The 23,501-nt window shown below is 44.8% G+C and carries 20 protein-coding genes; 16 read left to right on the top strand and 4 right to left on the bottom strand.

Annotated features, from left to right (window positions below; genetic code table 11):
* Position 1 precedes the first annotated feature (1 nt).
* Positions 2-1,348, bottom strand: coding sequence for a sigma-54-dependent transcriptional regulator (locus IX91_RS10285; protein WP_004748536.1), 1,347 nt, complete (start codon positions 1,346-1,348; stop codon positions 2-4).
* Between the two features lie 12 nt (positions 1,349-1,360).
* A complete protein-coding gene (locus tag IX91_RS10280) occupies positions 1,361-3,139 on the bottom strand; it encodes an ATP-binding protein (protein WP_004748537.1) in 1,779 nt (592 codons plus the stop codon).
* 514 nt (positions 3,140-3,653) lie between these two features.
* On the opposite strand from IX91_RS10280, the gene tig reads away from it, so the two are divergent.
* The 13 genes from tig (at position 3,654) to pyrF (ending at position 17,970) form a co-directional block, all read left to right on the top strand.
* Positions 3,654-4,958: a trigger factor gene (tig, locus tag IX91_RS10275; protein WP_004748538.1), complete on the top strand. Its 1,305-nt coding sequence runs from the start codon at positions 3,654-3,656 to the stop codon at positions 4,956-4,958.
* A 105-nt stretch (positions 4,959-5,063) separates the two neighbouring features.
* Positions 5,064-5,690 carry an ATP-dependent Clp endopeptidase proteolytic subunit ClpP gene (gene clpP / locus IX91_RS10270; RefSeq protein WP_004748540.1) on the top strand — a complete coding sequence of 209 codons (627 nt, stop codon included), beginning with the start codon at positions 5,064-5,066 and terminating at the stop codon, positions 5,688-5,690.
* An 89-nt stretch (positions 5,691-5,779) separates the two neighbouring features.
* On the top strand, positions 5,780-7,063 hold the full coding sequence (gene clpX, locus IX91_RS10265) for an ATP-dependent protease ATP-binding subunit ClpX (RefSeq protein ID WP_004748541.1): 1,284 nt from the start codon (positions 5,780-5,782) through the stop codon (positions 7,061-7,063).
* Between the two features lie 129 nt (positions 7,064-7,192).
* A complete protein-coding gene (gene lon / locus IX91_RS10260; protein ID WP_004748542.1) occupies positions 7,193-9,544 on the top strand; it encodes an endopeptidase La in 2,352 nt (783 codons plus the stop codon).
* Positions 9,545-9,737: 193 nt separating this feature from the next.
* Positions 9,738-10,010 carry an HU family DNA-binding protein gene (locus IX91_RS10255; protein ID WP_004414742.1) on the top strand — a complete coding sequence of 91 codons (273 nt, stop codon included), beginning with the start codon at positions 9,738-9,740 and terminating at the stop codon, positions 10,008-10,010.
* A 174-nt stretch (positions 10,011-10,184) separates the two neighbouring features.
* Complete coding sequence (gene ppiD / locus IX91_RS10250; protein WP_004748543.1) at positions 10,185-12,044, top strand: peptidylprolyl isomerase; 1,860 nt, start codon at positions 10,185-10,187, stop codon at positions 12,042-12,044.
* 135 nt (positions 12,045-12,179) lie between these two features.
* Positions 12,180-12,473: a ComEA family DNA-binding protein gene (locus IX91_RS10245; RefSeq protein ID WP_004748544.1), complete on the top strand. Its 294-nt coding sequence runs from the start codon at positions 12,180-12,182 to the stop codon at positions 12,471-12,473.
* 152 nt (positions 12,474-12,625) lie between these two features.
* Positions 12,626-13,306 carry a (d)CMP kinase gene (gene cmk / locus IX91_RS10240; protein WP_004748545.1) on the top strand — a complete coding sequence of 227 codons (681 nt, stop codon included), beginning with the start codon at positions 12,626-12,628 and terminating at the stop codon, positions 13,304-13,306.
* 103 nt (positions 13,307-13,409) lie between these two features.
* Positions 13,410-15,080, top strand: a complete 1,671-nt coding sequence (gene rpsA / locus IX91_RS10235; protein ID WP_004748546.1) for a 30S ribosomal protein S1 — start codon at positions 13,410-13,412, stop codon at positions 15,078-15,080.
* Between the two features lie 211 nt (positions 15,081-15,291).
* A complete protein-coding gene (gene ihfB, locus IX91_RS10230; RefSeq protein ID WP_004748547.1) occupies positions 15,292-15,573 on the top strand; it encodes an integration host factor subunit beta in 282 nt (93 codons plus the stop codon).
* A gap of 141 nt (positions 15,574-15,714) precedes the next feature.
* Entirely contained in the window at positions 15,715-15,993 is a 279-nt protein-coding gene (locus IX91_RS10225; RefSeq protein ID WP_004743675.1) for a LapA family protein, read from the top strand.
* Positions 15,994-16,019: 26 nt separating this feature from the next.
* Positions 16,020-17,189 (top strand): lipopolysaccharide assembly protein LapB, encoded by a 1,170-nt coding sequence (gene lapB, locus IX91_RS10220; protein ID WP_004743674.1) that lies wholly within the window; start codon positions 16,020-16,022, stop codon positions 17,187-17,189.
* Between the two features lie 85 nt (positions 17,190-17,274).
* Positions 17,275-17,970 (top strand): orotidine-5'-phosphate decarboxylase, encoded by a 696-nt coding sequence (gene pyrF / locus IX91_RS10215; RefSeq protein WP_004743673.1) that lies wholly within the window; start codon positions 17,275-17,277, stop codon positions 17,968-17,970.
* Between the two features lie 69 nt (positions 17,971-18,039).
* On the opposite strand, the gene miaE is transcribed toward pyrF, so the two are convergent.
* Both miaE and IX91_RS10205 read right to left on the bottom strand, forming a co-directional pair.
* Positions 18,040-18,852: a tRNA isopentenyl-2-thiomethyl-A-37 hydroxylase MiaE gene (miaE, locus tag IX91_RS10210; RefSeq protein WP_004743672.1), complete on the bottom strand. Its 813-nt coding sequence runs from the start codon at positions 18,850-18,852 to the stop codon at positions 18,040-18,042.
* Positions 18,853-18,924: 72 nt separating this feature from the next.
* Positions 18,925-19,689 carry a hypothetical protein gene (locus tag IX91_RS10205; protein WP_004743671.1) on the bottom strand — a complete coding sequence of 255 codons (765 nt, stop codon included), beginning with the start codon at positions 19,687-19,689 and terminating at the stop codon, positions 18,925-18,927.
* Positions 19,690-19,986: 297 nt separating this feature from the next.
* Here IX91_RS10205 and cysB point away from each other — a divergent pair, with 297 nt between their 5' ends.
* From cysB to IX91_RS10190, 3 genes are all read left to right on the top strand, one after another.
* Positions 19,987-20,961 (top strand): HTH-type transcriptional regulator CysB, encoded by a 975-nt coding sequence (gene cysB / locus IX91_RS10200; protein WP_004749651.1) that lies wholly within the window; start codon positions 19,987-19,989, stop codon positions 20,959-20,961.
* 45 nt (positions 20,962-21,006) lie between these two features.
* Positions 21,007-22,200, top strand: a complete 1,194-nt coding sequence (locus tag IX91_RS10195) for a methyltransferase (RefSeq protein ID WP_004748920.1) — start codon at positions 21,007-21,009, stop codon at positions 22,198-22,200.
* Positions 22,201-22,470: 270 nt separating this feature from the next.
* Positions 22,471-23,436, top strand: a complete 966-nt coding sequence (locus IX91_RS10190; protein ID WP_004748919.1) for an ABC transporter substrate-binding protein — start codon at positions 22,471-22,473, stop codon at positions 23,434-23,436.
* Positions 23,437-23,501 lie beyond the last annotated feature (65 nt).

The following is a 23,501-nucleotide window of genomic DNA, read 5'->3' as shown; positions in this document are numbered from 1 at the left end:
CCTAATCACCTTTATAGTTACTCTTATCCAAGCCATATTTTTGCATTTTGTCGTACAGGGTTTTGCGGGCAAGTTGCAAATGATCCATCGTCTTCTTAATGCTGCCTTCATTCTGGTTGAGTGCTTGTTCAATGAGGCTTTTCTCAAACTCGGCAACTTGTTGGGCTAAGCCTAACTCTCGGTTGGTATTTTCAGCGCTATCAGAACCAAACTGAGACAGTCTACCAAGAAGCACAAACCGTTCGGCTGCGTTTCTTAGCTCCCGTACATTGCCCGGCCAGTCATGGCTCATGAGTTGATGAATTTGCTGTGATTCAATTGCTGGCGCTGACTTACCGTAGCGCGAAGCAGCAACCAGTAGAAAGTGGTGAAATAGAGTAGGGATATCCTCTTTACGTTGTCGCAACGGTGGTAAATCGAGAGTGACAACATTGAGTCGGTAGTAGAGATCTTCACGAAATGTCCCTTGTTCGGCAGCTTGTTTTAAATCGACCTTGGTGGCAGCGATGACGCGAATATCAATCGGGATAAGCTCATTGGAGCCAACTCTCTCAATAACGCGCTCTTGTAGTACGCGTAACAAACGAATTTGCGCCTGCAGAGGCATAGACTCGACTTCGTCTAAGAACAGTGTTCCCCCTTGAGCATGTTCAAATTTACCCACGCGTTTAACATCGGCCCCTGTAAAGGCGCCTTTTTCGTGACCATAGAGTTCACTTTCAATCAAATTCTCTGGCACCGCACCACAGTTGATGGCGACGAAGTTGTTATCTCTACGTGGGCTCTGCTCATGAATAGAACGAGCGAAGAGTTCTTTACCGGTTCCCGTTTCTCCAAACAGCAGTATGTCCGCATTGGTGTCAGAGATATGAACTATGGTATCGCGCAGCGCTTGAATAGAGGGCGTATCACCAATAATCCTAGGACCAAGGGTTTGACTCGCTTTCAGGCTACGTTTGAGCTCTTGGTTCTCTATCGTTAAGTCACGTTTCTCCAATGCTCGGCGCGTTGTATCGATCAGCCGATCGATTGGAAACGGCTTCTCGATAAAGTCATAGGCTCCGTTTCTCAGGGCGTTCACTGCCATAGAAATATCGCCGTGCCCGGTGATGAGTATCACCGGAATATCAGGGTCCTGGTGCAAAATACTCGATAGAATATTTTCGCCGGAAAGTCCGGGTAAACAGATATCCGTAATCACTACTTTTGGCAAGCCGTCTTGCTTGATCGCGAGCAGCGCTTCTTCGGCACTTGCAAAAAAGCGCGCTGGAATTTCTTCTAGTTCAAAACTCTGCTCTATCGCAAGGCGAATATCACTTTCGTCATCAATGAAGATTACATCGTACATCTGCATTCCTCGTTATTCCTTAATTGGCAGAGAGATAGCGAATCGCGCCCCGCCCATTGGGGACGTCGAAACCTGGAGTGTGCCACCCATAGCTTGGGTGATCTGCTGCGAAATCGACAACCCCAGACCTAGTCCGTTTTTCTTGGTGGTATAAAAAGGCTCGAACAGTGACTGCTGCTTGTTACTGTCAATTCCCGGACCATTGTCATCGACAAATATGGACAGCTCTTTACCGCCTACGGAGGTAGAAATGGCGACCTGACGCTGTGTTTGGTCTTCGACGGCTTGCATCGCATTGGTCATCAGATTGATAAGCACTTGCTCGAATTGAATGGGGTTCAGCTCCACTTCTGGCAAAGGTTGTTCGAGCTGAATCTCAAGCGCAACTTGTTTAGATTTAAATTGTGGTGCCAGTAACTCTTTAGCGGCGATGATCAGCGGCACAACATCTAGCTGGCTGGTCTCGTTACTGTCACTTTTACGTGCAAATGAACGTAGCTGATTGCTAATTTTGGCCATGCGTTCAGTTAAAGCTGAGATGCGCGACAAGTTATCTTCAACACGGTCATACTTATCTCTCTCTAAAAAGCGTCGACCATTGTCCGCAAAGCTACGAATTGCTGCGAGTGGATTGTTTAGCTCATGGCTAATGCTAGCTGACATCTGACCGAGTACAGCGAGTTTAGCGGCTTGAATTAGTTCATCTTGGGTCTGGCGTAGAGCGTACTCAGTTTTGCTGCGCTCATGGATTTCGGCTTGCAGTTCTGAAGTCCTCTCCATAACCAAGAACTCCAACTTTTGCTTTGCTTCTGATTGCAACTGCTCGAACTGGCGTTTCTTCAGGTGACGTTGATAAGTGAGCTGTAGTGAAAGATAAGCGATGACAAACAGCAGGGTCACAACCAAAGAGAAACTCAGTGTTGACCAAAGTAAGGTCGCTTTTGGAGTGAGTACACGCAATGTCAAATCGTGCTTGGTGAGTGGGCGTGATGAAACTAAGTATGAGTTCTCGAAACCAGAAGCGAGCGGGTTGCTAAGCTCGGTATGGGGTAGGTTCAACTCGCCATCTAGGCCAAAAGAGCGTATGGGTGAATCTAAATACTGGCGACTGTTCAGAATGGCTTGTCGCTGCGCCTCTGATAATGTCGTCAGGCTTTTAAATAGCCAATCATCATTGCTCGACATGAAAATTACGTTGTAGCTGTCGGTGGCGACAAAGGTGTTAGTTCTGTTTTGCCAGTTCGCTTCGATAGCGGTGAGATCCATTTTGATAACGATAACGCCAATGATCTCCGCCGCATAAGTCACCGGGTAAGAAAAGTAATACCCTCTCTGCTTCGAACTGGAGCCTAACGCGAAATACTGACTAGGTTTACCTTGAATCGCATTAGAAAAATAAGGGCGCCAAGCATAGTTCCGACCAAGAAATGAACGCTCGAGGTTCCAGTTGCTTGAAGCGATGGTGTTGCCGAACTCGTCTAACAAGTACGCATCTGTCGACTGAATGGTTTCGTTGACTTGCTCAAGGTAGCGATTGGTAAGCTCTATTTGAGCGCTATTGTGTGGGTGTTGTAGCGCTGCGATCAGCTCTTTATCTTTGGCTATCAGCTGAGGAAGGTGAGCGTACTTATCGAGCTTGCTTGAAATAAATTCTGCAAAACGTTCAAGCTGCTCTTTGTGTCTCGAAAATTGGCGGCTTTCGCTTGAATTCCATATCCAGCTCGAACCGACAAGAACGGTGAACAGGTAGAGTATGAGCAGATAAAACTTGCTGCGCCTGAACGTTAACATCACTTTCCCTGTGAAACTTCCTTAAACATCCATAGCGTAAAGGTTTTTGTTACAAATGTGTGTACTCTGCGCGACAAACTGAGGGATAAAACCGGACTTAGATCTTGTTTTGATCTTTAAATGAAAAAAAACATTAGTTTCTCTTGAAAAAGGCATTAATGTCCCCATTTCTGGAAACAAAGACTGCTTTATTGATGTTTTTTTTAGCAGTTAAGTGAGTTTTTAGGGTAATCCCGCAGTGATCGTGGGGATCGGCTCGACAGCTACCGATCTGCTCGGTAGAATGCTGCGTCTAAATTTTTATCCTGAGGCTAATCGGAGATACCTTTACCGGACTAGATTCTAAACAACTAGCTCGAAAGGATATCGCTAATTAGTCCGATAATTGAATTGCTCGGTTATCGATACTCGATTTACAAGAGTACTCATAGAGTACAAACAAGGATGGGTCCTTTTCCTGTTGATTAGGGCACATACGCTCAGTTATCTGAGCCAGTTTTGAGGTTAATGAATAATGCAAGTTACTGTTGAAACGCTAGAGGGCCTAGAGCGCCGTCTAAACATTACTGTTCCTGCTGCAAACATCGAAGATGCTGTAACAGCTGAACTACGCAACATCGCAAAAAACCGTCGTTTCGATGGTTTCCGTAAAGGCAAAGTGCCTCTAAAAATGGTTGCGAAGATGTACGGCAAAGCAGTACGTCAAGACGTAATGGGTGAAGTAATGCAACGTCACTTCATCGAAGCGATCGTTAAAGAGAAAATCAACCCAGCAGGCGCACCAACTTTCGCTCCAGTTGAGACTAAAGAAGGTGAAGACCTAGTATTCAACGCAACTTTTGAAGTTTACCCAGAAGTTGAACTAAAAGGCCTAGAGAACATCACTGTTGAAAAACCAACAACTGAAGTTCAAGACGCTGACGTTGAAGAGATGATTGAAACTCTACGTAAGCAACAAGCTGGTTGGGTTGAAGTAGAAGAAGCTGCTGAAGAAGGCAAGCGCGCTACTATCGATTTCGTTGGTTCTATCGACGGTGAAGAGTTCGAAGGCGGTAAAGCTGAGAACTTCCCTCTAGAAATGGGCGCAGGTCGTATGATCCCTGGTTTTGAAGACGGTATCGCAGGCAAGACTGCTGGTATGGAATTCGAAATCGACGTAACTTTCCCAGAAGATTACCACGCTGAGAACCTAAAAGGTAAAGCTGCGAAATTCTCTATCAAAGTAAACAAAGTTGAAGCGCGTGAGCTTCCAGAACTAAACGACGAGTTCGTTTCTAAGTTCGGTGTTGCTGAAGGTGGCGTTGACGCTCTTAAAGCTGAAGTTCGTAAGAACATGGAGCGTGAGCTTAAGCAAGCTGTTAAGAACCGTATCAAAGAGCAAGCGCTTGACGGTCTAGTTAAAGAAAACGAAATCGACGTACCTGCTGCACTAATCGATCAAGAAATCGGTACTCTACGTCAGCAAGCTGCACAACGTTTCGGTGGCAACCCAGAAGCAGCTGAGCAGCTTCCACGTGAGCTTTTCGAAGAGCAAGCTAAGCGTCGCGTAGTAGTAGGTCTTCTACTAGGTGAAGTAATCAAGTCTGAAGAGCTAAAAGCTGACGATGAGAAAGTGAAAGCACTTATCGAAGAAATGGCTACTGCATACGAAGATCCAACAGAAGTTGTTGCTTACTACGAGCAAAACGAGCAGATGATGAACAACATGCGCAACGTTGCTCTAGAAGAGCAAGCTATTGATGCAATCATCGCTAAAGCTCAGGTTTCTGAAACAGAAGTTAGCTTCAACGAGCTAATGAACCAGCAGCCAGCAGCGTAATAAGCAATAAAGTGCTTACAAGGTTGACTTAGCGTTAACTATTCTGCTAACAATGGTCCGTATGATAAGTATCATCCGGGCCATTTATTTTAGGGACATAAGAATATGAGCTACCAAGAAAAAAATGCAATGTCGCCAATCCTAAACGCGCTAGTACCAATGGTGGTTGAACAGACTTCCCGAGGTGAGCGTTCTTACGATATTTACTCTCGTTTACTTAAGGAACGTATCATCTTTCTGACAGGCCAAGTGGAAGACCAAATGGCTAACCTAGTTGTTGCTCAGCTGCTATTCCTAGAGTCAGAAAATCCTGATAAAGATATCTTCCTCTACATCAACTCACCGGGAGGTAGCGTGACTGCAGGTATGTCTATTTATGACACAATGCAGTACATCAAACCAAACGTAAGCACAGTATGTATGGGACAAGCTTGCTCTATGGGTGCATTCCTCCTTGCTGGTGGTGCTCCTGGTAAGCGTCATGTATTGCCAAACTCTCGTGTGATGATTCACCAACCGCTAGGTGGCTTCCAAGGTCAAGCATCGGATATTCAGATCCATGCGCAAGAAATTCTGACTATTAAGCAGAAGCTAAACAAGTTGCTTGCAGAGCACACAGGTCAGCCTCTAGAAGTGATCGAGCGTGATACAGACCGCGACAACTTTATGTCGTCAGATCAAGCGGTAGAGTACGGTTTGGTTGACTCAGTTTTGACTCATCACAAAGAGTAATACCATATCGCCAAAAGATGCAGGCGAAATTTGGTCAAAATTGATATAAACTCAAAGCAAGACAGTGAAAGCTAATAAGAGGTTAGCGAATGACAGATAAAAGCAAAGAGAGCGGTAGTAGTAAGCTTCTTTACTGCTCTTTCTGCGGCAAGAGCCAGCACGAAGTTCGCAAGTTAATCGCTGGTCCGTCAGTCTACATTTGTGATGAATGTGTCGATCTATGTAACGACATCATCCGTGAAGAAATCAAAGATGTTCTACCGAAAAAACAATCTGAAGCACTACCAGTGCCAAGAGAGATTCGTGAGCACCTTGACGACTATGTGATTGGCCAAGATTACGCTAAGAAAGTGTTAGCAGTAGCCGTTTATAACCACTATAAGCGTTTACGTAATGGGGACACCACCAGTGAAGGTGTTGAGCTTGGTAAGAGTAACATTCTACTCATTGGTCCTACTGGTAGTGGTAAGACGCTATTAGCAGAGACGCTAGCTCGTTTCCTAGACGTTCCATTTACAATGGCTGATGCGACAACGCTAACTGAAGCGGGTTACGTGGGTGAAGACGTTGAAAACATCATTCAAAAGCTTCTTCAGAAATGTGACTACGACGTAGCGAAAGCAGAGCGCGGCATAGTATACATCGATGAAATCGATAAGATTTCTCGTAAAGCTGAGAACCCATCTATTACACGCGATGTGTCAGGTGAAGGCGTTCAGCAAGCGTTGCTGAAATTGATTGAAGGTACGGTTGCTTCAGTACCGCCACAAGGTGGTCGTAAGCATCCACAGCAAGAATTCCTACAAGTAGATACTTCTAAGATTCTATTTATTTGTGGTGGTGCATTTGCTGGCCTAGATAAAGTGATTGAACAACGTGTTGCGACAGGCACGGGTATCGGCTTTGGTGCAGATATTCGCTCTAAAGACGAAACACGCACTATCGGTGAGCTGTTCTCTCAAGTTGAGCCAGAAGATCTTGTTAAGTACGGCCTGATTCCAGAGTTCATTGGTCGTCTACCAGTTACAACGACGCTAACTGAACTTGATGAAGACGCACTGATTCAAATCTTATGTGAGCCTAAGAACGCGCTAACTAAGCAGTATGCAGCGTTGTTTGAGCTTGAAGATTCTGAGCTAGAGTTCCGTGAAGATGCACTACGCGCAATTGCTAAGAAAGCGATGGAGCGTAAAACAGGTGCTCGTGGTCTACGCTCAATTCTTGAAGGCGTTCTACTTGAAACCATGTATGAACTGCCATCAATGGATGACGTGAGCAAAGTTGTTATCGACGAGTCAGTAATTAAGGGTGAATCTGATCCACTGCTTATTTACAGCAACTCTGACAACCAAGCAGCAGGTGCAGAATCATAATCTGATTCACATAAATTAATGTACGTAGAAAGGGGGTAATCAATTACTCCCTTTTTTTTATTCTTTCATTGAATCCAACCAATTAGCCCCCATATACTGCTCATAGGACAAAGCGGAAGAGAGAATAATATGAACTTGGAACGTTCCGAACGTATCGAGATCCCCGTACTACCTCTACGAGATGTAGTCGTTTACCCGCATATGGTTATTCCATTGTTTGTTGGACGTGAAAAATCTATTGCTTGTCTAGAAGCGGCAATGGACAACAACAAGCAAGTATTGTTGGTAGCCCAAAAAGAAGCGGATACTGATGAGCCAACTCAATCGGACTTATTTGAAGTTGGTACCGTAGCGACAATCCTGCAACTACTGAAACTTCCTGACGGCACAGTTAAAGTGCTGGTAGAAGGTCAGCAGCGCGCGAAAATTAACCACTTTATTGAAAATGAATTTTTCTTTGCTGATGCAGAGTATCTAACCACTTCTGAGTTAGATGAGCGTGAGCAAGAAGTTATCGTGCGCAGCGCTATCAACCAATTTGAAGGCTTCATTAAGCTCAACAAGAAGATTCCGCCAGAAGTTCTGACTTCGCTAAACGGAATTGATGAAGCTGCTCGTCTCGCTGATACCATTGCCGCGCATATGCCGCTTAAATTGGCAGAAAAGCAGAATGTGCTTGAGATTCTAGACGTAACAGAGCGTCTTGAGTTCCTAATGGGACAGATGGAATCTGAAATTGACTTGCTTCAAGTTGAAAAGCGCATCCGTACTCGCGTTAAAAAGCAGATGGAAAAATCTCAGCGTGAGTACTATCTGAATGAGCAAATGAAGGCAATTCAGAAAGAGCTGGGTGAAAGCGAAGACGGCGTCGATGAGTTTGAAACTCTGAAGCAGAAGATCCTCGATTCTAAAATGCCGCAAGAAGCGCGTGAGAAGACAGAACAAGAACTACAAAAGCTGAAAATGATGTCTCCTATGTCGGCAGAAGCGACGGTTGTACGTGGCTATATCGACTGGATGCTTGGTGTGCCTTGGGCTAAACGTTCTAAAGTTAAGAAAAATCTAGCTAAAGCTGAAGAGGTTCTTAACGAAGACCACTACGGCCTTGAGCGCGTTAAAGAACGTATCCTTGAGTACTTAGCGGTTCAAAACCGTATCAACAAGCTCAAAGGTCCGATCCTATGTCTTGTTGGTCCTCCTGGTGTAGGTAAAACCTCTCTTGGTCGCTCTATTGCGGCAGCGACAGGTCGTCAATACACGCGTATGGCATTGGGTGGCGTACGTGACGAAGCGGAAATCCGTGGTCACCGCCGTACTTACATTGGTTCAATGCCAGGTAAGCTTATCCAGAAAATGTCGAAAGTCGGTGTGAAAAACCCACTATTCCTGCTGGATGAAATCGATAAGATGTCTTCAGATATGCGTGGCGATCCATCGTCAGCATTACTGGAAGTGCTCGATCCAGAGCAGAACAACGCGTTTAACGATCACTATCTAGAAGTGGATTACGATCTGTCTGACGTTATGTTTGTCGCGACGTCGAACTCAATGAACATCCCAGGCCCACTACTAGACCGTATGGAAGTGATTCGTCTATCTGGCTATACAGAAGATGAAAAGCTGAATATCGCTAAGCGTCACTTAGTTGAGAAGCAAATTAAGCGCAATGGTCTTAAACTTGGCGAGATTGAGATCGAAGATTCGGCAATTATCGGCATTATCCGTTACTACACGCGAGAAGCAGGTGTACGTAGCCTAGAGCGTGAGATTTCTAAGATCTGTCGTAAAGCAGTGAAGAACATCCTGCTAGATAAAGAACTGAAGAGCGTGACAGTGACGATGGACAACCTGAAAGAATACTTGGGTGTGCAGCGATTTGATTACGGCAAAGCTGACGACAGCAACCGCATTGGCCAAGTTACAGGTCTTGCTTGGACGGAAGTAGGCGGTGACCTACTGACGATTGAAACCGAAGCAATGCCGGGCAAAGGTAAGCTAACGCAAACCGGTTCTCTAGGCGATGTGATGCAAGAGTCGATTCAAGCGGCAATGACAGTGGTACGTTCGCGCGCCGAGAAACTGGGCATTAACTCAGATTTCTATGAAAAACGCGATATTCACGTCCACGTGCCTGAGGGTGCAACGCCAAAAGATGGTCCAAGTGCAGGTATTGCGATGTGTACTGCCCTTGTTTCAAGCTTAACGGGTAACCCTGTAAAAGCCGAAGTGGCGATGACGGGTGAAATTACCCTGCGTGGTGAAGTTCTTCCGATCGGTGGCTTGAAAGAAAAACTGCTTGCAGCACACCGTGGTGGCATCAAAACGGTACTTATTCCGAAAGACAATGAACGTGATCTGGAAGAGATTCCTGATAATGTTATTGCAGATCTGAAGGTTATTCCGGTGCAATGGATCGATGAAGTATTGAAAGTTGCATTAGAAAAAGAGCCGTCAGGTGTCGAGTTTGCAGCCGTAAAATAGTGATGTGCAGCAAAAATAAGTAAAAGATTACGCTGATAAGCATAAAAAGGCTTGTCAGCGTTTTTTTTGGGCGCTAACTTTAGCGACTATAGCTTCAAGCCTTGTAATATAAGGGTTTGTCGCTAATTTGAAATGAAATGGAACGTAAAGCTACCGACAAAAATAAAATCAGGTGGCACAAAGGGGAATCACAGTGAATAAAACACAATTAGTAGAAAAAATCGCAGAAAATGCAGATCTATCAAAAGCGTCTGCTGGTCGTGCTCTAGACGCATTCATCGAAGCAGTAGGTGACACTCTACAGTCTGGTGACCAAGTTGCTCTAGTTGGCTTTGGTACATTCAGCGTACGTACTCGTGCAGCGCGCACAGGTCGTAACCCTAAGACTGGTGAAGAGATCCAAATCGCAGAAGCTAAAGTTCCTGCGTTCAAAGCTGGTAAAGCTCTGAAAGACTCTTGTAACTAATCAAAAAATCGCCAGTTAGGCGGATTTTTTCGAACCTTTTTAAATTATGCGCATCATACTGATGCGCATTTCTTTTTCTGGTATTATCGCGCTATTCAATTTTTATTTTAATGAAGTGTATCGTGCACAGCTGTTGGGCTTAAGTACGGTGCATAAGCGGAGAGTAGTTTAAGTATGATGGACCGATTACGCGAAGGCGTTAACAGCATCGCGGTTAAAATTATCCTAGGACTTATCATCCTATCTTTCGTATTTGCAGGTGTGGGCAGCTACATTGTGGGCGGTTCAAACAACTCTGCAGCGAAAGTAGGCAATGTGGAAATTGGTCGTGGTGAGTTTGAACAAGCTTACCAAAACGAACGTAATCGTATGCAAGCGCAATTGGGCGATTACTTCTCAAACCTACTGGCTGACCCAAGCTATGTAGAATCTTTCCGTAAATCTGTTCTTGACCGCATGGTGAATGACTTGCTTCTAGAACAACACGCAGAATCTTTAGGTCTACGTGTAAGTGATACGCAAGTGCGTACGCTGATTCTAGAAATGCCTCAGTTCCAAGTTGACGGTAAGTTCGACCAAGACATCTATCAAACCGCTCTTCGTCGTGCAGGCTTTTCGGCAGAGAGTTTTGCTGAGTACCTACGTCGTGACCTAGTTCGTAATCAGCTACTGACAGCAATTCAGGGCAGTGACTTTTCTCTACCGGGTGAAGTTGAAGCGCAAAGCAAGCTTCTGACTCAAACTCGCGATATCAAAAAAGTAACGCTATCTCTTGCAGATTTCGCAGCGAAAGCAGAATTGTCTGAAGAAGAGATTAACGACTACTACAAACAGAACCCTGAGCGTTATACGCGTCCAGAACAAGTGAAAGTAGCCTACATTGAGTTGTCAGCTCAGCAGCTTAAAGATTCGATTGAAATCTCAGATGAGCAAGCTAAGCAATACTACCAAGAGCACCTAGATAAGTACTCTTCGGAAGAGCAACGTCGTGTAAGCCATATCCTAGTTGAAGGTAATGATGAAGCGAAAGCTCAAGCAATTCTTGATGAGCTTAATGCTGGTGCTGACTTCGCTACGCTAGCGGAAGAGAAATCGGATGACTTTGGTAGTGCCTCTGAAGGTGGTTCTTTAGGTTGGATTGAACGTGACGTGATGGACCCAACATTTGAAGAAGCGGCGTTTGCTTTAACTAAAGTGGGTGAAACAACAGGTTTAGTTAAGTCTGAGTTCGGTTACCACATTATCAAGCTTGATGAGCTAAAAGATTCTGTAGCTAAGCCATATCAAGAAGTTGCTGCGGAAATTAAGCAAGAGCTTAAAGATCAGCAAGCGATCGATCAGTACTACGAGCTGCAAAGCGAGCTAGAGAAAGTGGCGTTTGAATACCCAGATTCGCTGGATGATGCAGCTAAAGCTATCAGCGCGAAGATTCAAACTACTGACTTTATCTCAGAGCGTGATGCTCCGGAACTGCTGAAAACGCCTGCTGTATTGCAAGCGATTGTTAGCCCTGAAGTGAAAGAAGACGGCCTAAACTCAGAAGCGATTGAAGTGGCTCCTGAGCATATCGTGGTAGTTCGTGTTGAAGATAGCCGCGATGAAACAGTACTTCCTTTAGAAGATGTTCGTAGTGATGTGGTTAAAGCACTGGCGAATGTTAAGGGCGAGCAAACGGCTATTGAACTAGCACAAAATCTGGTTGAAGAATTAAAGCAAGGTAAGCAAGAGCTACTTAGTGAAAATGGTTTGGCTTTTGGTGAAGTAGAAACACTTGACCGCAGCTCACCACTTGCTGATGTTGTGTTCTCGATGACAAAACCAGAAGAAGGCAAAGTTGGCTTTGCTCAAGCGAAAGATCTGAATGGTGATATCGTTGTGGTTGAACTGACAAAAGTTGCGTCGGATTTTGACCCTCAATACAACCAGCAAATCGGCTCTCAATTGACGCAGGTTAATGCTCAACAAGACCTATCTGGCCTAATCAATATCTTGCGTAAAACAATTGATATCGAGTACTACGTTGTGACTCAATAAGCACAGTTTGTGTAATTGATACATATCTTAAAACGGACTGCTTCTGCAGTCCGTTTTGTTTTTAGTGGTCTCTGATTGGCAGGTTGGCGTTTAAACGTATGCTGAGCAAGTCCCCCAATAAACTAGGAAGCCAATATGCTAAAACAGATAATTCTCATTGCGGCACTGATATGTGCTGCGCCTTTCTCTATTGCCAACGATGTTAAATCTGATCCCAAGTATGACGGCATTGAAATTACGGTGAACATAAACACCGCTAGTGCGCAGGAGTTGGCAGATTTACTCAATGGAATTGGCATAAAGAAAGCTCAAGCGATCGTCGAGCATCGAAAGCAACATGGTGAGTTTGCCAGTGCAGAGTCTTTAACCGAAGTGAAAGGAATTGGCGCTGCAATTGTTGCCAAAAATCAATCTCGGATCCAACTGTAATTTGCTATTTAGTTACGATAGAGCGCATCAGCGCTCTTTTTTCCAATTACTGTCATTCCCGCCTAGAACCAAATAGCGTTTCCCTCTATAATTTGTCGCCGAATTAAGGTCTACGCTTTGAGCGTTGATCTGCAACCAACACGGAGTAAAACATGTCGTCTCATACACCGGTTGTGACCGTTGATGGACCGAGTGGTGCGGGTAAAGGCACTCTTTGTATGCTTATAGCGAACAAGCTAGGCTTCCACCTATTAGACTCTGGCGCGATCTATCGCGTACTTGCACTTGCTGCAATCCACCATGGCGTGGACTTAGAGTCTGAAGATGCACTTGTTCCGCTCGCCACTCACCTTGATGTTCAATTTGTCGCTGAAGGTGACCTAGTTAAAGTGATCCTTGAAGGCGAAGACGTCTCCGGAGAGCTACGCAAAGAAGAAACGGGTATGGCAGCATCAAAAGTTGCAGCACTACCGCGAGTGCGTGAGGCTTTGTTGCGTCGCCAACGAGCATTTGCCGAAGGGCAGGGCTTGATTGCTGACGGTCGTGACATGGGCACGGTTGTTTTCCCTGAGGCTGAAGCGAAAATTTTCTTAGACGCAAGCGCTGAAGAACGCGCTCAGCGCCGCCTTAAACAGTTGCAAGGCAAAGGGTTAGATGTTAGATTTGACGACCTTTTGCGCGAGATCCAAGAGCGTGACGACCGAGATCGTAACCGCCCAGTGGCTCCATTACGCCCTGCTGAGGATGCGCTTTTGCTAGATTCTACTACGATGAGTATCGACGAAGTGGTAGAAAAAGCACTACAATATATCGAATCGAAGCTAGTCGCTTAGGCGGCTAGGTAAGAGCGTTGGTCGCAAGGATGATGACTGGCGAATTTAATAACCCCACGCGGTAGGACACCCGTGGACGTTTAATTTATTGAAGATTAAATAAATGACTGAATCTTTTGCTCAACTCTTTGAAGAGTTTCTAAACGAGACTGAATTCCAACAAGGTACTATCGTTAAAGGTACTGTAGTAGCTATCGAGAACGGTTTCGTTCTTGTTGACGCTGGTCTAAAGTCTGAGTCTGCAATCCCTGCTGAACAGTTCAAGAACGCTGCTGGCGAACTTGAAGTTGAAGTTGGTTCTGAAGTAGACGTAGCTCTAGACGCTGTAGAAGACGGTTTCGGTGAGACTCAACTTTCTCGTGAGAAAGCGAAGCGTCACGAAGCTTGGATCGTACTTGAGAAGGCTTACGAAGAAGCTGAAACTGTTGTTGGTATCATCAACGGTAAAGTTAAAGGCGGTTTCACTGTTGAACTAAACGGTATCCGTGCTTTCCTTCCAGGTTCACTAGTAGACGTGCGTCCTATCCGCGACACTGCTCACCTAGAAAACAAAGAGCTAGAGTTCAAAGTTATCAAACTTGACCAGAAGCGTAACAACGTAGTTGTTTCTCGTCGTGCAGTAATCGAGTCTGAGAACAGCGTTGAGCGTGATGAGCTTCTAGAAACTCTACAAGAAGGCGCAGAAGTTAAAGGTATCGTTAAGAACCTTACTGACTACGGTGCATTCGTAGACCTAGGTGGCGTTGACGGCCTACTACACATCACTGACATGGCTTGGAAGCGCGTTAAGCACCCTTCTGAGATCGTTAACGTTGGTGACGAGATCCAAGTTAAAGTTCTTAAGTTCGACCGTGAGCGTACTCGCGTATCACTAGGTCTTAAGCAGCTAGGCGAAGATCCATGGGTAGCAATCGCTAAGCGTTACCCAGAAGGTCACAAACTATCTGGTCGCGTTACTAACCTAACTGACTACGGCTGTTTCGTTGAAATCGAAGAAGGCGTTGAAGGTCTAGTACACGTTTCTGAAATGGATTGGACTAACAAGAACATCCACCCATCTAAAGTTGTTAATGTTGGCGACGAAGTTGAGGTTATGGTTCTTGAAATCGACGAAGAGCGTCGTCGTATCTCTCTAGGCCTAAAACAGTGTAAAGCTAACCCATGGCAATCTTTCGCTGAAGCGCAAGCTAAAGGCGACAAAGTTACTGGTAAGATCAAGTCTATCACTGACTTCGGTATCTTCATCGGTCTAGAAGGCGGCATCGACGGTCTAGTTCACCTATCTGACATTTCTTGGAATGTTGCTGGTGAAGAAGCGGTACGTGAGTACAAGAAAGGCGACGAAATCTCTGCAGTAGTACTAGCAGTAGACGCTGAGCGTGAGCGTATCTCTCTAGGCGTTAAGCAAATGGAAAACGACCCATTCAACGCTTACGTTGCTGAGAAGAAGAAAGGCACTCTAGTTAACGGTACTGTTGTTGCTGTTGACGCTAAAGGTGCAACTATCGAGCTTGAAGAAGGCGTAGAAGGTTACATCCGCGCTTCTGAAGTTTCTCGTGACCGCGTAGAAGACGCTTCTCTAATCCTAAGCGCTGGTGACAGTGTTGAAGCTAAGTTCACAGGTGTAGACCGTAAGAACCGCGTAATCAACCTATCTATCAAAGCTAAAGACGAAGCTGAAGAGCAAGAAGCAATGGCTTCACTGAACAAAGCAGACGATGCTTCATTCGGTAACGCTATGGCTGACGCTTTCAAAGCAGCTAAAGGCGAATAATTAAATCGCTTTTAAGAAAAAGGAGCCGAAAGGCTCCTTTTTTATGTTCGATAGATCACTAGTAGTAATACCAATCTCTTCAAAGTGTTCTAAAAAAAGCAATTTTTCATTACACATATTGCTCAATTATTGTCTAAAATTGAAAGCAAGTGTTTGTTGGAACTGGTATTACTTACTATAATAAGTGATAAATTACTCTACGAGGGCAACTATGACTAAGTCTGAATTGATTGAAAGACTGTGCGCAGAGCAGACGCACCTTTCAGCGAAAGAGATAGAAGATGCTGTAAAAGATATCTTAGAGCATATGGCGTCGACACTAGAAAGTGGTGACAGAATCGAGATTCGTGGCTTTGGTAGCTTCTCTTTACACTTCCGCGAGCCTCGTGTTGGCCGTAACCCTAAAACAGGCGACCGAGTGGAGCTAGAAGGAAAATTCGTTCCTCACTTCAAGCCAGGTAAAGAGTTACGTGAGCGAGTGAATATCGGTTAGATATTTGTAAAAGACTGATAAAAAAGCGGCATACATAGCGTATGCCGCTTTTTTATCATTGGAATAACCGAGATAACCATGGTTTGTTTGTAGCTTTTACTGCATAATCGTAACGGCAGAACTTATCTTAGGTGATGGACTATGAAAATTATAAAAATCGTTCTTGTACTGGCCCTATTCTTAATTGCATTGGCATTAGGCTCTCAAAATCAGGCAGTCGTTAATTTCAATTATCTAATTGCTCAAGGTGACTTCCACCTGTCTACGTTGCTTGGTGGCGTGTTTATTGGTGGCTTCGCAGTAGCATGGATCATTTTCGGCAGCTTGCACCTTAAATCTAAGTTGCAGGTGCGTAAACTGAAGAAGCAGCTTAACAAGTTATCTCCGTCAGTGAGTGAAGCAAGCCAAGGTAAAGCTTAAAGTAGTATTAGGTAGGCTGTTACTTGATGTTAGAAATTCTCTTCTTGTTATTGCCAATTGCCGCCGCTTACGGTTGGTATATGGGTAATCGAAGTGCCCAGCAAGACAAGCAGAAACAATCAAACCAAATATCACGTCAGTATGTGACGGGTTTGAACCTTCTTTTGTCAGATCAATCTGACAAGGCCGTTGATCACTTTATCGAACTTCTTCAAGTTGATAATGAAACGATCGATACCCACTTAGCGCTAGGCAACTTATTCCGTTCTAGAGGTGAAGTTGATCGCGCCATTCGTATCCACCAAAACTTAATTTCCCGATCTGGTTTGACGATTGACCAGAAAAACATCGCGCTTCAGCAGCTAGCAAAAGATTATATGGCGTCAGGTTTCCTTGACCGCGCGGAAAAAATCTTTGAGCAGTTGGTTGAAGAACCTGATCATCGTGAAGCGGCTTTACAACAACTTGTCGCGATTTATCAGCAGACACGTGAGTGGAACAAAGCCATTCATTATGCGTCTTTGTTGGTCAAGATGGGGCGCAAAAGGATGCGAACCAGTATTGGTCACTTTTGGTGTGAGCTGGCGATGCAAGAAAAAGCAGACGGCAATCATGCGGTCGCGATGCAGAATTTTAAGCGAGCACTGTCTGAAGATCCAAAGTGTGTCCGTGCAAGTATTGCTCTAGGTAAGTTGTATTTAGATGACGAAGATTACCACAATACCATTAAGTATATGGAGATGGTGTTAGAGCAAGACAGTGATTTTGTCAGTGAGGTATTACCTACCTTAGCAGAGTGTTACCATCACTTGGGTCAAGAAGACGAGTTACTTAATTTCTTACGCCAGTGCATTGTTAACAAAGCAGGAGTATCTGCTGAGTTGATGCTCGCACAACTTGTCGCACAACATGATGGTGCCGGTGCTGCTCAGGAGCTGTTGACTCGTCAGCTGGTTAAAAACCCAACCATGAAGGGCTTTTATCGCCTGATGGACTACCATTTAGCTGAGGCTGAAGAGGGTAGAGCTAAGGCCAGTCTTGGTACACTACAGAAACTGGTTGGGGAACAGCTTAAGGTTAAGCCTCACTATCGATGTCGTAAATGCGGTTTCTCGACCCATTCCATGTATTGGCACTGCCCTTCATGTAAAGGGTGGGGGACGATCAAGCCAATCCGAGGATTGGATGGTGAATAGTTTTTATGGGGTAATCCCATCACAAAATGGCAGCGGTGATCCCGCTGCTTTTTTTCGATTTGTTTAAAGTAAGTTAGGAGATGAAATGATCGACCAAAAAGTAATAGTTGCACTTGATTACGATAACCAAGCTGATGCACTCGCTTTTGTAGATAGAATTGACCCAAGCTCATGCCGACTAAAAGTAGGTAAAGAGATGTTTACGCTATTTGGTCCTGATTTCGTCAAAGAATTGCACAAGCGCGGCTTTTCAGTGTTCTTAGATCTTAAGTTCCACGATATCCCAAATACTTGTTCTAAAGCGGTTCGCGCTGCGGCAGAGCTTGGTGTGTGGATGGTAAACGTACATGCCAGTGGTGGCGAGCGCATGATGACAGCATCTCGCGAGATCCTAGAACCGTATGGTAAAGATCGTCCGCTGCTCATTGGTGTGACAGTGCTAACTAGTATGGAACAAAGTGATTTAGCAGGCATTGGCTTAAACATTGCGCCACAAGAGCAGGTTATTCGCCTAGCAAACCTGACCAAAAACTCAGGTCTAGATGGTGTGGTTTGTTCAGCACAAGAGTCTTCAATGCTTAAGAACGAGCTAGGTAAAGAGTTTAAACTGGTGACACCTGGCATTCGCCCGGCAGGCGCAGCGGTTGGTGACCAAAAACGAATTATGACGCCAGTTGATGCGATTCAAGCAGGGTCTGACTACTTAGTTATTGGCCGCCCGATTACTCAAGCTGCCGATCCAGCGGCGGTCTTAGCTGACATTAACGCGACTCTCGCGTAAGTCCCTTTCTAAAGCCAGCGCTCGCTGGCTTTTTTATCCCCAATTTGCAAATCAATTGAGGTAGCAACTTTAATCACTCTTTTTAGGTTGGTGAGGTGCTTTGTCAGGTTGTGATACCGGAACTCCGCTATGAAACTTAAAGTCGCTATCAGGTGAAGAAATTAACTCTGCTTCTAGTTTACCGAAGTAGTCAACGCGCTCAGTGATATCTTTTCCTGCTATATCTTCAGCGAGTGTGAGATAGTCTTGATAGTGCCTAGCCTCTGAGCGTAATAGGGATACGTAGAACTTAGCGATGTCTTCATCCATATGTGGTGCCAGCTTGGCAAAGCGTTCGCATGAACGAGCTTCTATGTAGGCGCCGATAATAAGCTTATCAATCAGGGTTTGTGGCTCGTGAGTAGCCATCTTAGCGATCAAGCCTTTGGCATAACGGCTAGCTTGAACTGGCTCATAGGCGATATTTCTGTTGTCCATGATTTCGAGCACCTGATAGAAGTGGTGGAGCTCTTCTTTAATCAACAAAACCATTTTATCGATCAGATCTTGGCTATATGGCGAGTCAGATTTCGCCATTATCGCTTTAGAGATATTGCTCTTACCTTTGAGCGTTTCTAGGCTGCCCGTCTTACGATAAGCAAAGTCTTCATAGGGTTTAAACCAATCAAGCAGACTATGCGCGCTTTGTTTATCTACTGCGTACTTGCGAATCAGGTACATGGCCGACTGACCAGCCTTAAGCTCACACAGCAAATGGTCAATCAAAACGACTTTAAGGTTTTCAGGCTTGCGAGCTTCTTCTACCCATTTATCTGGCGTTGAGCACTGTAGGAAACCATTAATCGGTTCCAGTAAGCTTTGATATTGTTCTAGTTCAATCATCGTGTTTTACAGCTTATTTAAAAACAAAAGGCCGCAATTGCGACCTTTTTTGATAGGTTGAGTGGGATTATATTACCACTTTTTCTTTTCGCCAAAGAGCGCATCCATATCGTCTTTGCGTTGATCTTCTTCAATTTGATGAAGCTCTTCAGCATTGCGACTTTGACGTTTTGTTTCAAGCTCATCGTACATGGTCTGTAGCTTCTCGCGAGCTTGTGTTGAGTAACTATCATTCTTGGTACTTAACGCATCAAGACCTTTTTTCAGCAACTGAATAGCGGTACCAGGCTGACCACGAACGATAGCATCATTGGAACGCTTAATGACGTTCTCAATATTGATGCGAATCTGAATGGTTTCTAGTCGAGCATTCTCAGCAACATACGCTTGAGTTTCGAAGCGACCTTTGTTGTGTTCGCTGCGAATAGTATCGCGCAAGCGCTTAACTAACTTGAGCATAACAATTGCTTGCTTATCACTTGAAGGAACTTTAAAGGTCGCGCTTTCGCCACCTTTGAAATTCTCTTCAAGCTGCTTGATCTGTTGCTTTACGTGTTCAACTCGTTGTTCTAATTGCTTATTTTTCGGGTCGAGTTCGTGCATACTCTGCAGTGCGTCTAGAATACGGGTATTGAGACACATCAGTAGCTCTTTACTGTAAGGCATATGATGTGCATGCCCAATGAGTTCTTCGGTCGCATCTATGATCTGTAAGTAGCGTGAACTTTCCTGTTTTCGTGCTGTTTCAGCTTTAACTTTATACTGGAGCATAATGTTATAGCCAAGGATCAAGACGAGTAAGATGGCAACTAAAGCTATGATTAAACCAATATTCATAAATTCCGTATCTTATGTTTTTTAATGGCTAGCAGATAAGCATACACGATTCCGCTAAGCTACTGCACCTGTTTTGTATTATCGCCCAATTGATAAATTTTATTAATGAAAACTCGGATTGAAAAGCTCATTCTGAGTAATTGATTGCAAAATGGGCAATCAAGCGCAAAAACAGCCTGTATTTCCTTACCTTAATCGCGATTGGACTATCAATTTAAACCTATTGGCGTTATAACTAAATATTATAAACTATATTTGCTCACTATGGGGCGTCGATAAGGGATTGCGAGGTCGAGAATGAAATTACAACAATTGAAGTATATTGTTGAGGTTGTTAATCATAACCTAAATGTATCAGCAACCGCAGAGAGCTTATATACCTCGCAACCGGGTATCAGTAAACAAGTACGTTTATTGGAAGATGAACTTGGTATTCAAATCTTTGAACGTAGTGGTAAACATTTAACCCAAGTGACCAGTGCAGGGCAAGATATTATTCGTATCTCCCAAGAGATCTTAGCTCGTGTAGAAAGCATTAAAGCGGTTGCAGGTGAGCATACTCACCCAGAGATGGGCACTCTCAATATTTCGACCACTCACACTCAAGCTCGTTACGCCTTACCAGATGTGATTAAAGGCTTTACTGCGCGCTATCCAAAAGTATCGCTGCACATGCACCAAGGTACGCCCTCGCAAATGTCTGAGGCCATTGCGAAAGGGACGGCAAACTTTGCTATCGCGACAGAAGCGCTGCACTTGTATCAAGACGCCATTATGTTGCCTTGTTACCACTGGAATCGTTCAATCGTTGTACCTAAGTCACACCCATTGGCGCAAAAAGAGAAGGTCACGATTCAAGATTTAGCCAGCTACCCGCTTGTCACCTACGTTTTTGGCTTTACTGGCCGCTCTGAGCTTGATACTGCCTTTAATAAATATGGCCTAACGCCGCGAGTGGTGTTTACTGCCACTGACGCTGACGTGATTAAAACCTACGTGCGCATGGGAATTGGTGTTGGTGTCATTGCGAGTATGGCGATTGACCAAGAACAAGACACTGATTTAGTCGCGATAGATGCAAGCCATATCTTTGGTGCGAGTACAACAAGCATTGGCTTTAGACGCGGTACTTTCTTGCGTTCTTACATGTTTGACTTTATGGAGCGATTTGCCCCTCACTTGACTCGACCTGTGGTAGAGCAAGCTTTATCACTTAAATCAAACGCCGAAATTGAAGAGATGTTTAAAGACATCGATCTACCGGTACGCTAGCATCTCGATTGGCTTCCCTCTAAAATACCCATTCAGGGGGAAGCCATGTTAAACCAATTCCAATTACTCAATCAGTTCTTGATTGAGCATCAAGCCTACTGGCGCTTCGAACCATTTTTTCTATCTGACCAACAATCTTTGCCTTGGCTTAGTCAAAGTTCCGCGTTGTGCGGCTGGTTAGAGAGTCTTTCCCCAGAGCAAATTACCTCCTATAAGCAAGACAACGCTTCATTGCTTAACGATATGTCATGCTACCTACCTTGTCTTGAGCAGATTAGTGGCTGGACAACATTGCCACAAATTGACAGCAAAGGTCTTGAGTTAGCGCGAGGGGTTGAAAGTGGCGTTCCCGGGCGGAAGTTAGCGCAAATTCTCTCGATGGGAGAAGCGGCTATCAACAACCATCATGGTGGTGAGTGGCTTGAGTGGTGCTCAGGCAAGGGGTTTCTAGGGCGAATTCTTGCTAGCCAAACTCAGCAAAAAGTCACTAGTTTTGAATATCAGCAAGCGTTGTGCGAGTCTGGCCAACGTGAGGCAGACAAACAAGGTCTCGCGATGCAATTCATTCAAGGTGATGCGCTGAGTGAGCAAGCCGAAGCGGCATTCAACAGTAATCAACATGCGGTTGCCTTGCATGCATGCGGTGATTTGCATGTTTCACTGATCAACCACGCAACGCGAAAGCAACTTCCTGCGGTGACCTTGTCGCCATGTTGCTATCACTTGGTAAACTGTGACACCTACCAAGCATTATCTGAGCTTGGTCGAGCTTCGATACTAACTCTAACGCGCCAAGAGCTAAGAATCCCTCTACAGGAAACGGTGACGGGTGGTGAGCGTGTCAAACGCCATCGTATAGAAGAGATGACTTTTCGTCTCGGCTTCGACCTATTGACGCGCGAAATCACGCAAACTGACAGGTATCAACCTGTTCCTAGTATTAAAAAGTCTCAGTTGGCAGAAGGGTTTGAAGCTTTTTGTCGCTGGGCCTGTGACCAGAAGGGAATCAATTTGCCCGAAGTAGATTTTGGCTACTACGAAAAGTTGGGCTTAAAAAGATACTGGCAGATGGAGCGTATCAGTTTGGTACAGCAACCTTTTCGCCGCGTGTTGGAACTCTGGCTGGTGCTAGATAAGGCGCTGTATCTGCAAGAACAAGGCTACACGGTGACTTTATCTGAGTTTTGCTCTAGAGAGACAACTCCGCGCAACTTATTGATTCATGCTGTGAAACAGTAAACGACAACGCGTCTCTCCTTTTGTTGCTTTAATGTTAAAAGTTGCTTTTCTTTTGAACAGCATGTTGGTAATAATATTGATGTGCACATAATTTGTGCAATAACAACAATACTAAATATACCCTCACACAACATTATTGCTTATACCAAGTTCAATGAATGGGCTCACGTTATAGCTTCTAAGAAAACGGCTGACTGGGTTAATGCCTAGCAGGCTTAGAGATAGATGTTTGAGCGAACAAGGACGTTGGTATTACATCAAGGAGTTAAGATGAAAGCAGCAAAAGTCATTGCAACAGCCGCTCTTGCAGGTGTCACATTACTCTCATCCGCTAGCATTATGGCGAAAACAGCGAAAGTTGCCGTGTCACAGATCGTTGAGCACCCAGCTTTGGATGCCACACGCCAAGGTCTAATCGATGGCTTAAAAGCTAAAGGTTACGAGCAGGGTAAGAACCTTGAGTTTGATTATAAAACTGCGCAAGGAAATCCAGCGATTGCAGTGCAGATTGCCCGCCAATATGTTGGAGAGAAACCTGATGTCTTAGTTGGTATTGCTACGCCAACTGCGCAAGCATTGGTTTCTGCAACGCGCTCTATTCCGGTTGTCTTTACAGCGGTAACTGACCCTGTAGGCGCGAAACTAGTTAAACAACTAGAGCAACCGGGCAAAAACGTTACCGGGCTTTCTGACCTCTCTCCAGTGAGCCAGCATGTCGAGCTGATCAAAGAAATTTTGCCAGACACCAAGTCTATCGGCGTGGTGTTTAACCCAGGTGAAGCGAACGCAGTCACACTGGTCGAGTTACTTAAACAAAGTGCATCTGCGCAGGGTATTGAAGTGATTGAAGCAACGGCGTTGAAAAGTGCTGATGTACAATCGGCGACTCAAGCCATTGCTGCAAAATCAGATGTTCTTTATGCGCCAACGGATAACACAGTCGCGAGTGCAATCGAAGGTATGATTGTTGCGGCGAACCAAGCGAAAACCCCAGTGCTTGGTGGTGCGACTTCTTATGTTGATAAAGGTGCCATTGCAAGCTTAGGCTTTGATTACTACCAAGTGGGTGTGCAAACCGCAGATTATGTCGCTGCTATTATAGAAGGTTCGAACCCAGGTTCACTGGACGTAAAAGTCGCTAAGGGTTCTGATCTTGTGGTCAATAAGAGCGCAGCAACTAAACTAGGTATTTCTATTCCTCAATCTGTTCTAGATCGTGCAACAAGCGTGAAATAAACCTCAGCCTCAAGTGTATTCAACACATGCTTGAGGCGTCTTGATCTCTAGCAGAAAAGGGAGTT

This window comes from Vibrio tubiashii ATCC 19109, assembly GCF_000772105.1.
Taxonomy (GTDB): domain Bacteria; phylum Pseudomonadota; class Gammaproteobacteria; order Enterobacterales; family Vibrionaceae; genus Vibrio; species Vibrio tubiashii.
Note: the sequence above shows the minus strand (reverse complement) of the source record. Positions and strands in the feature narration are given on the sequence as shown.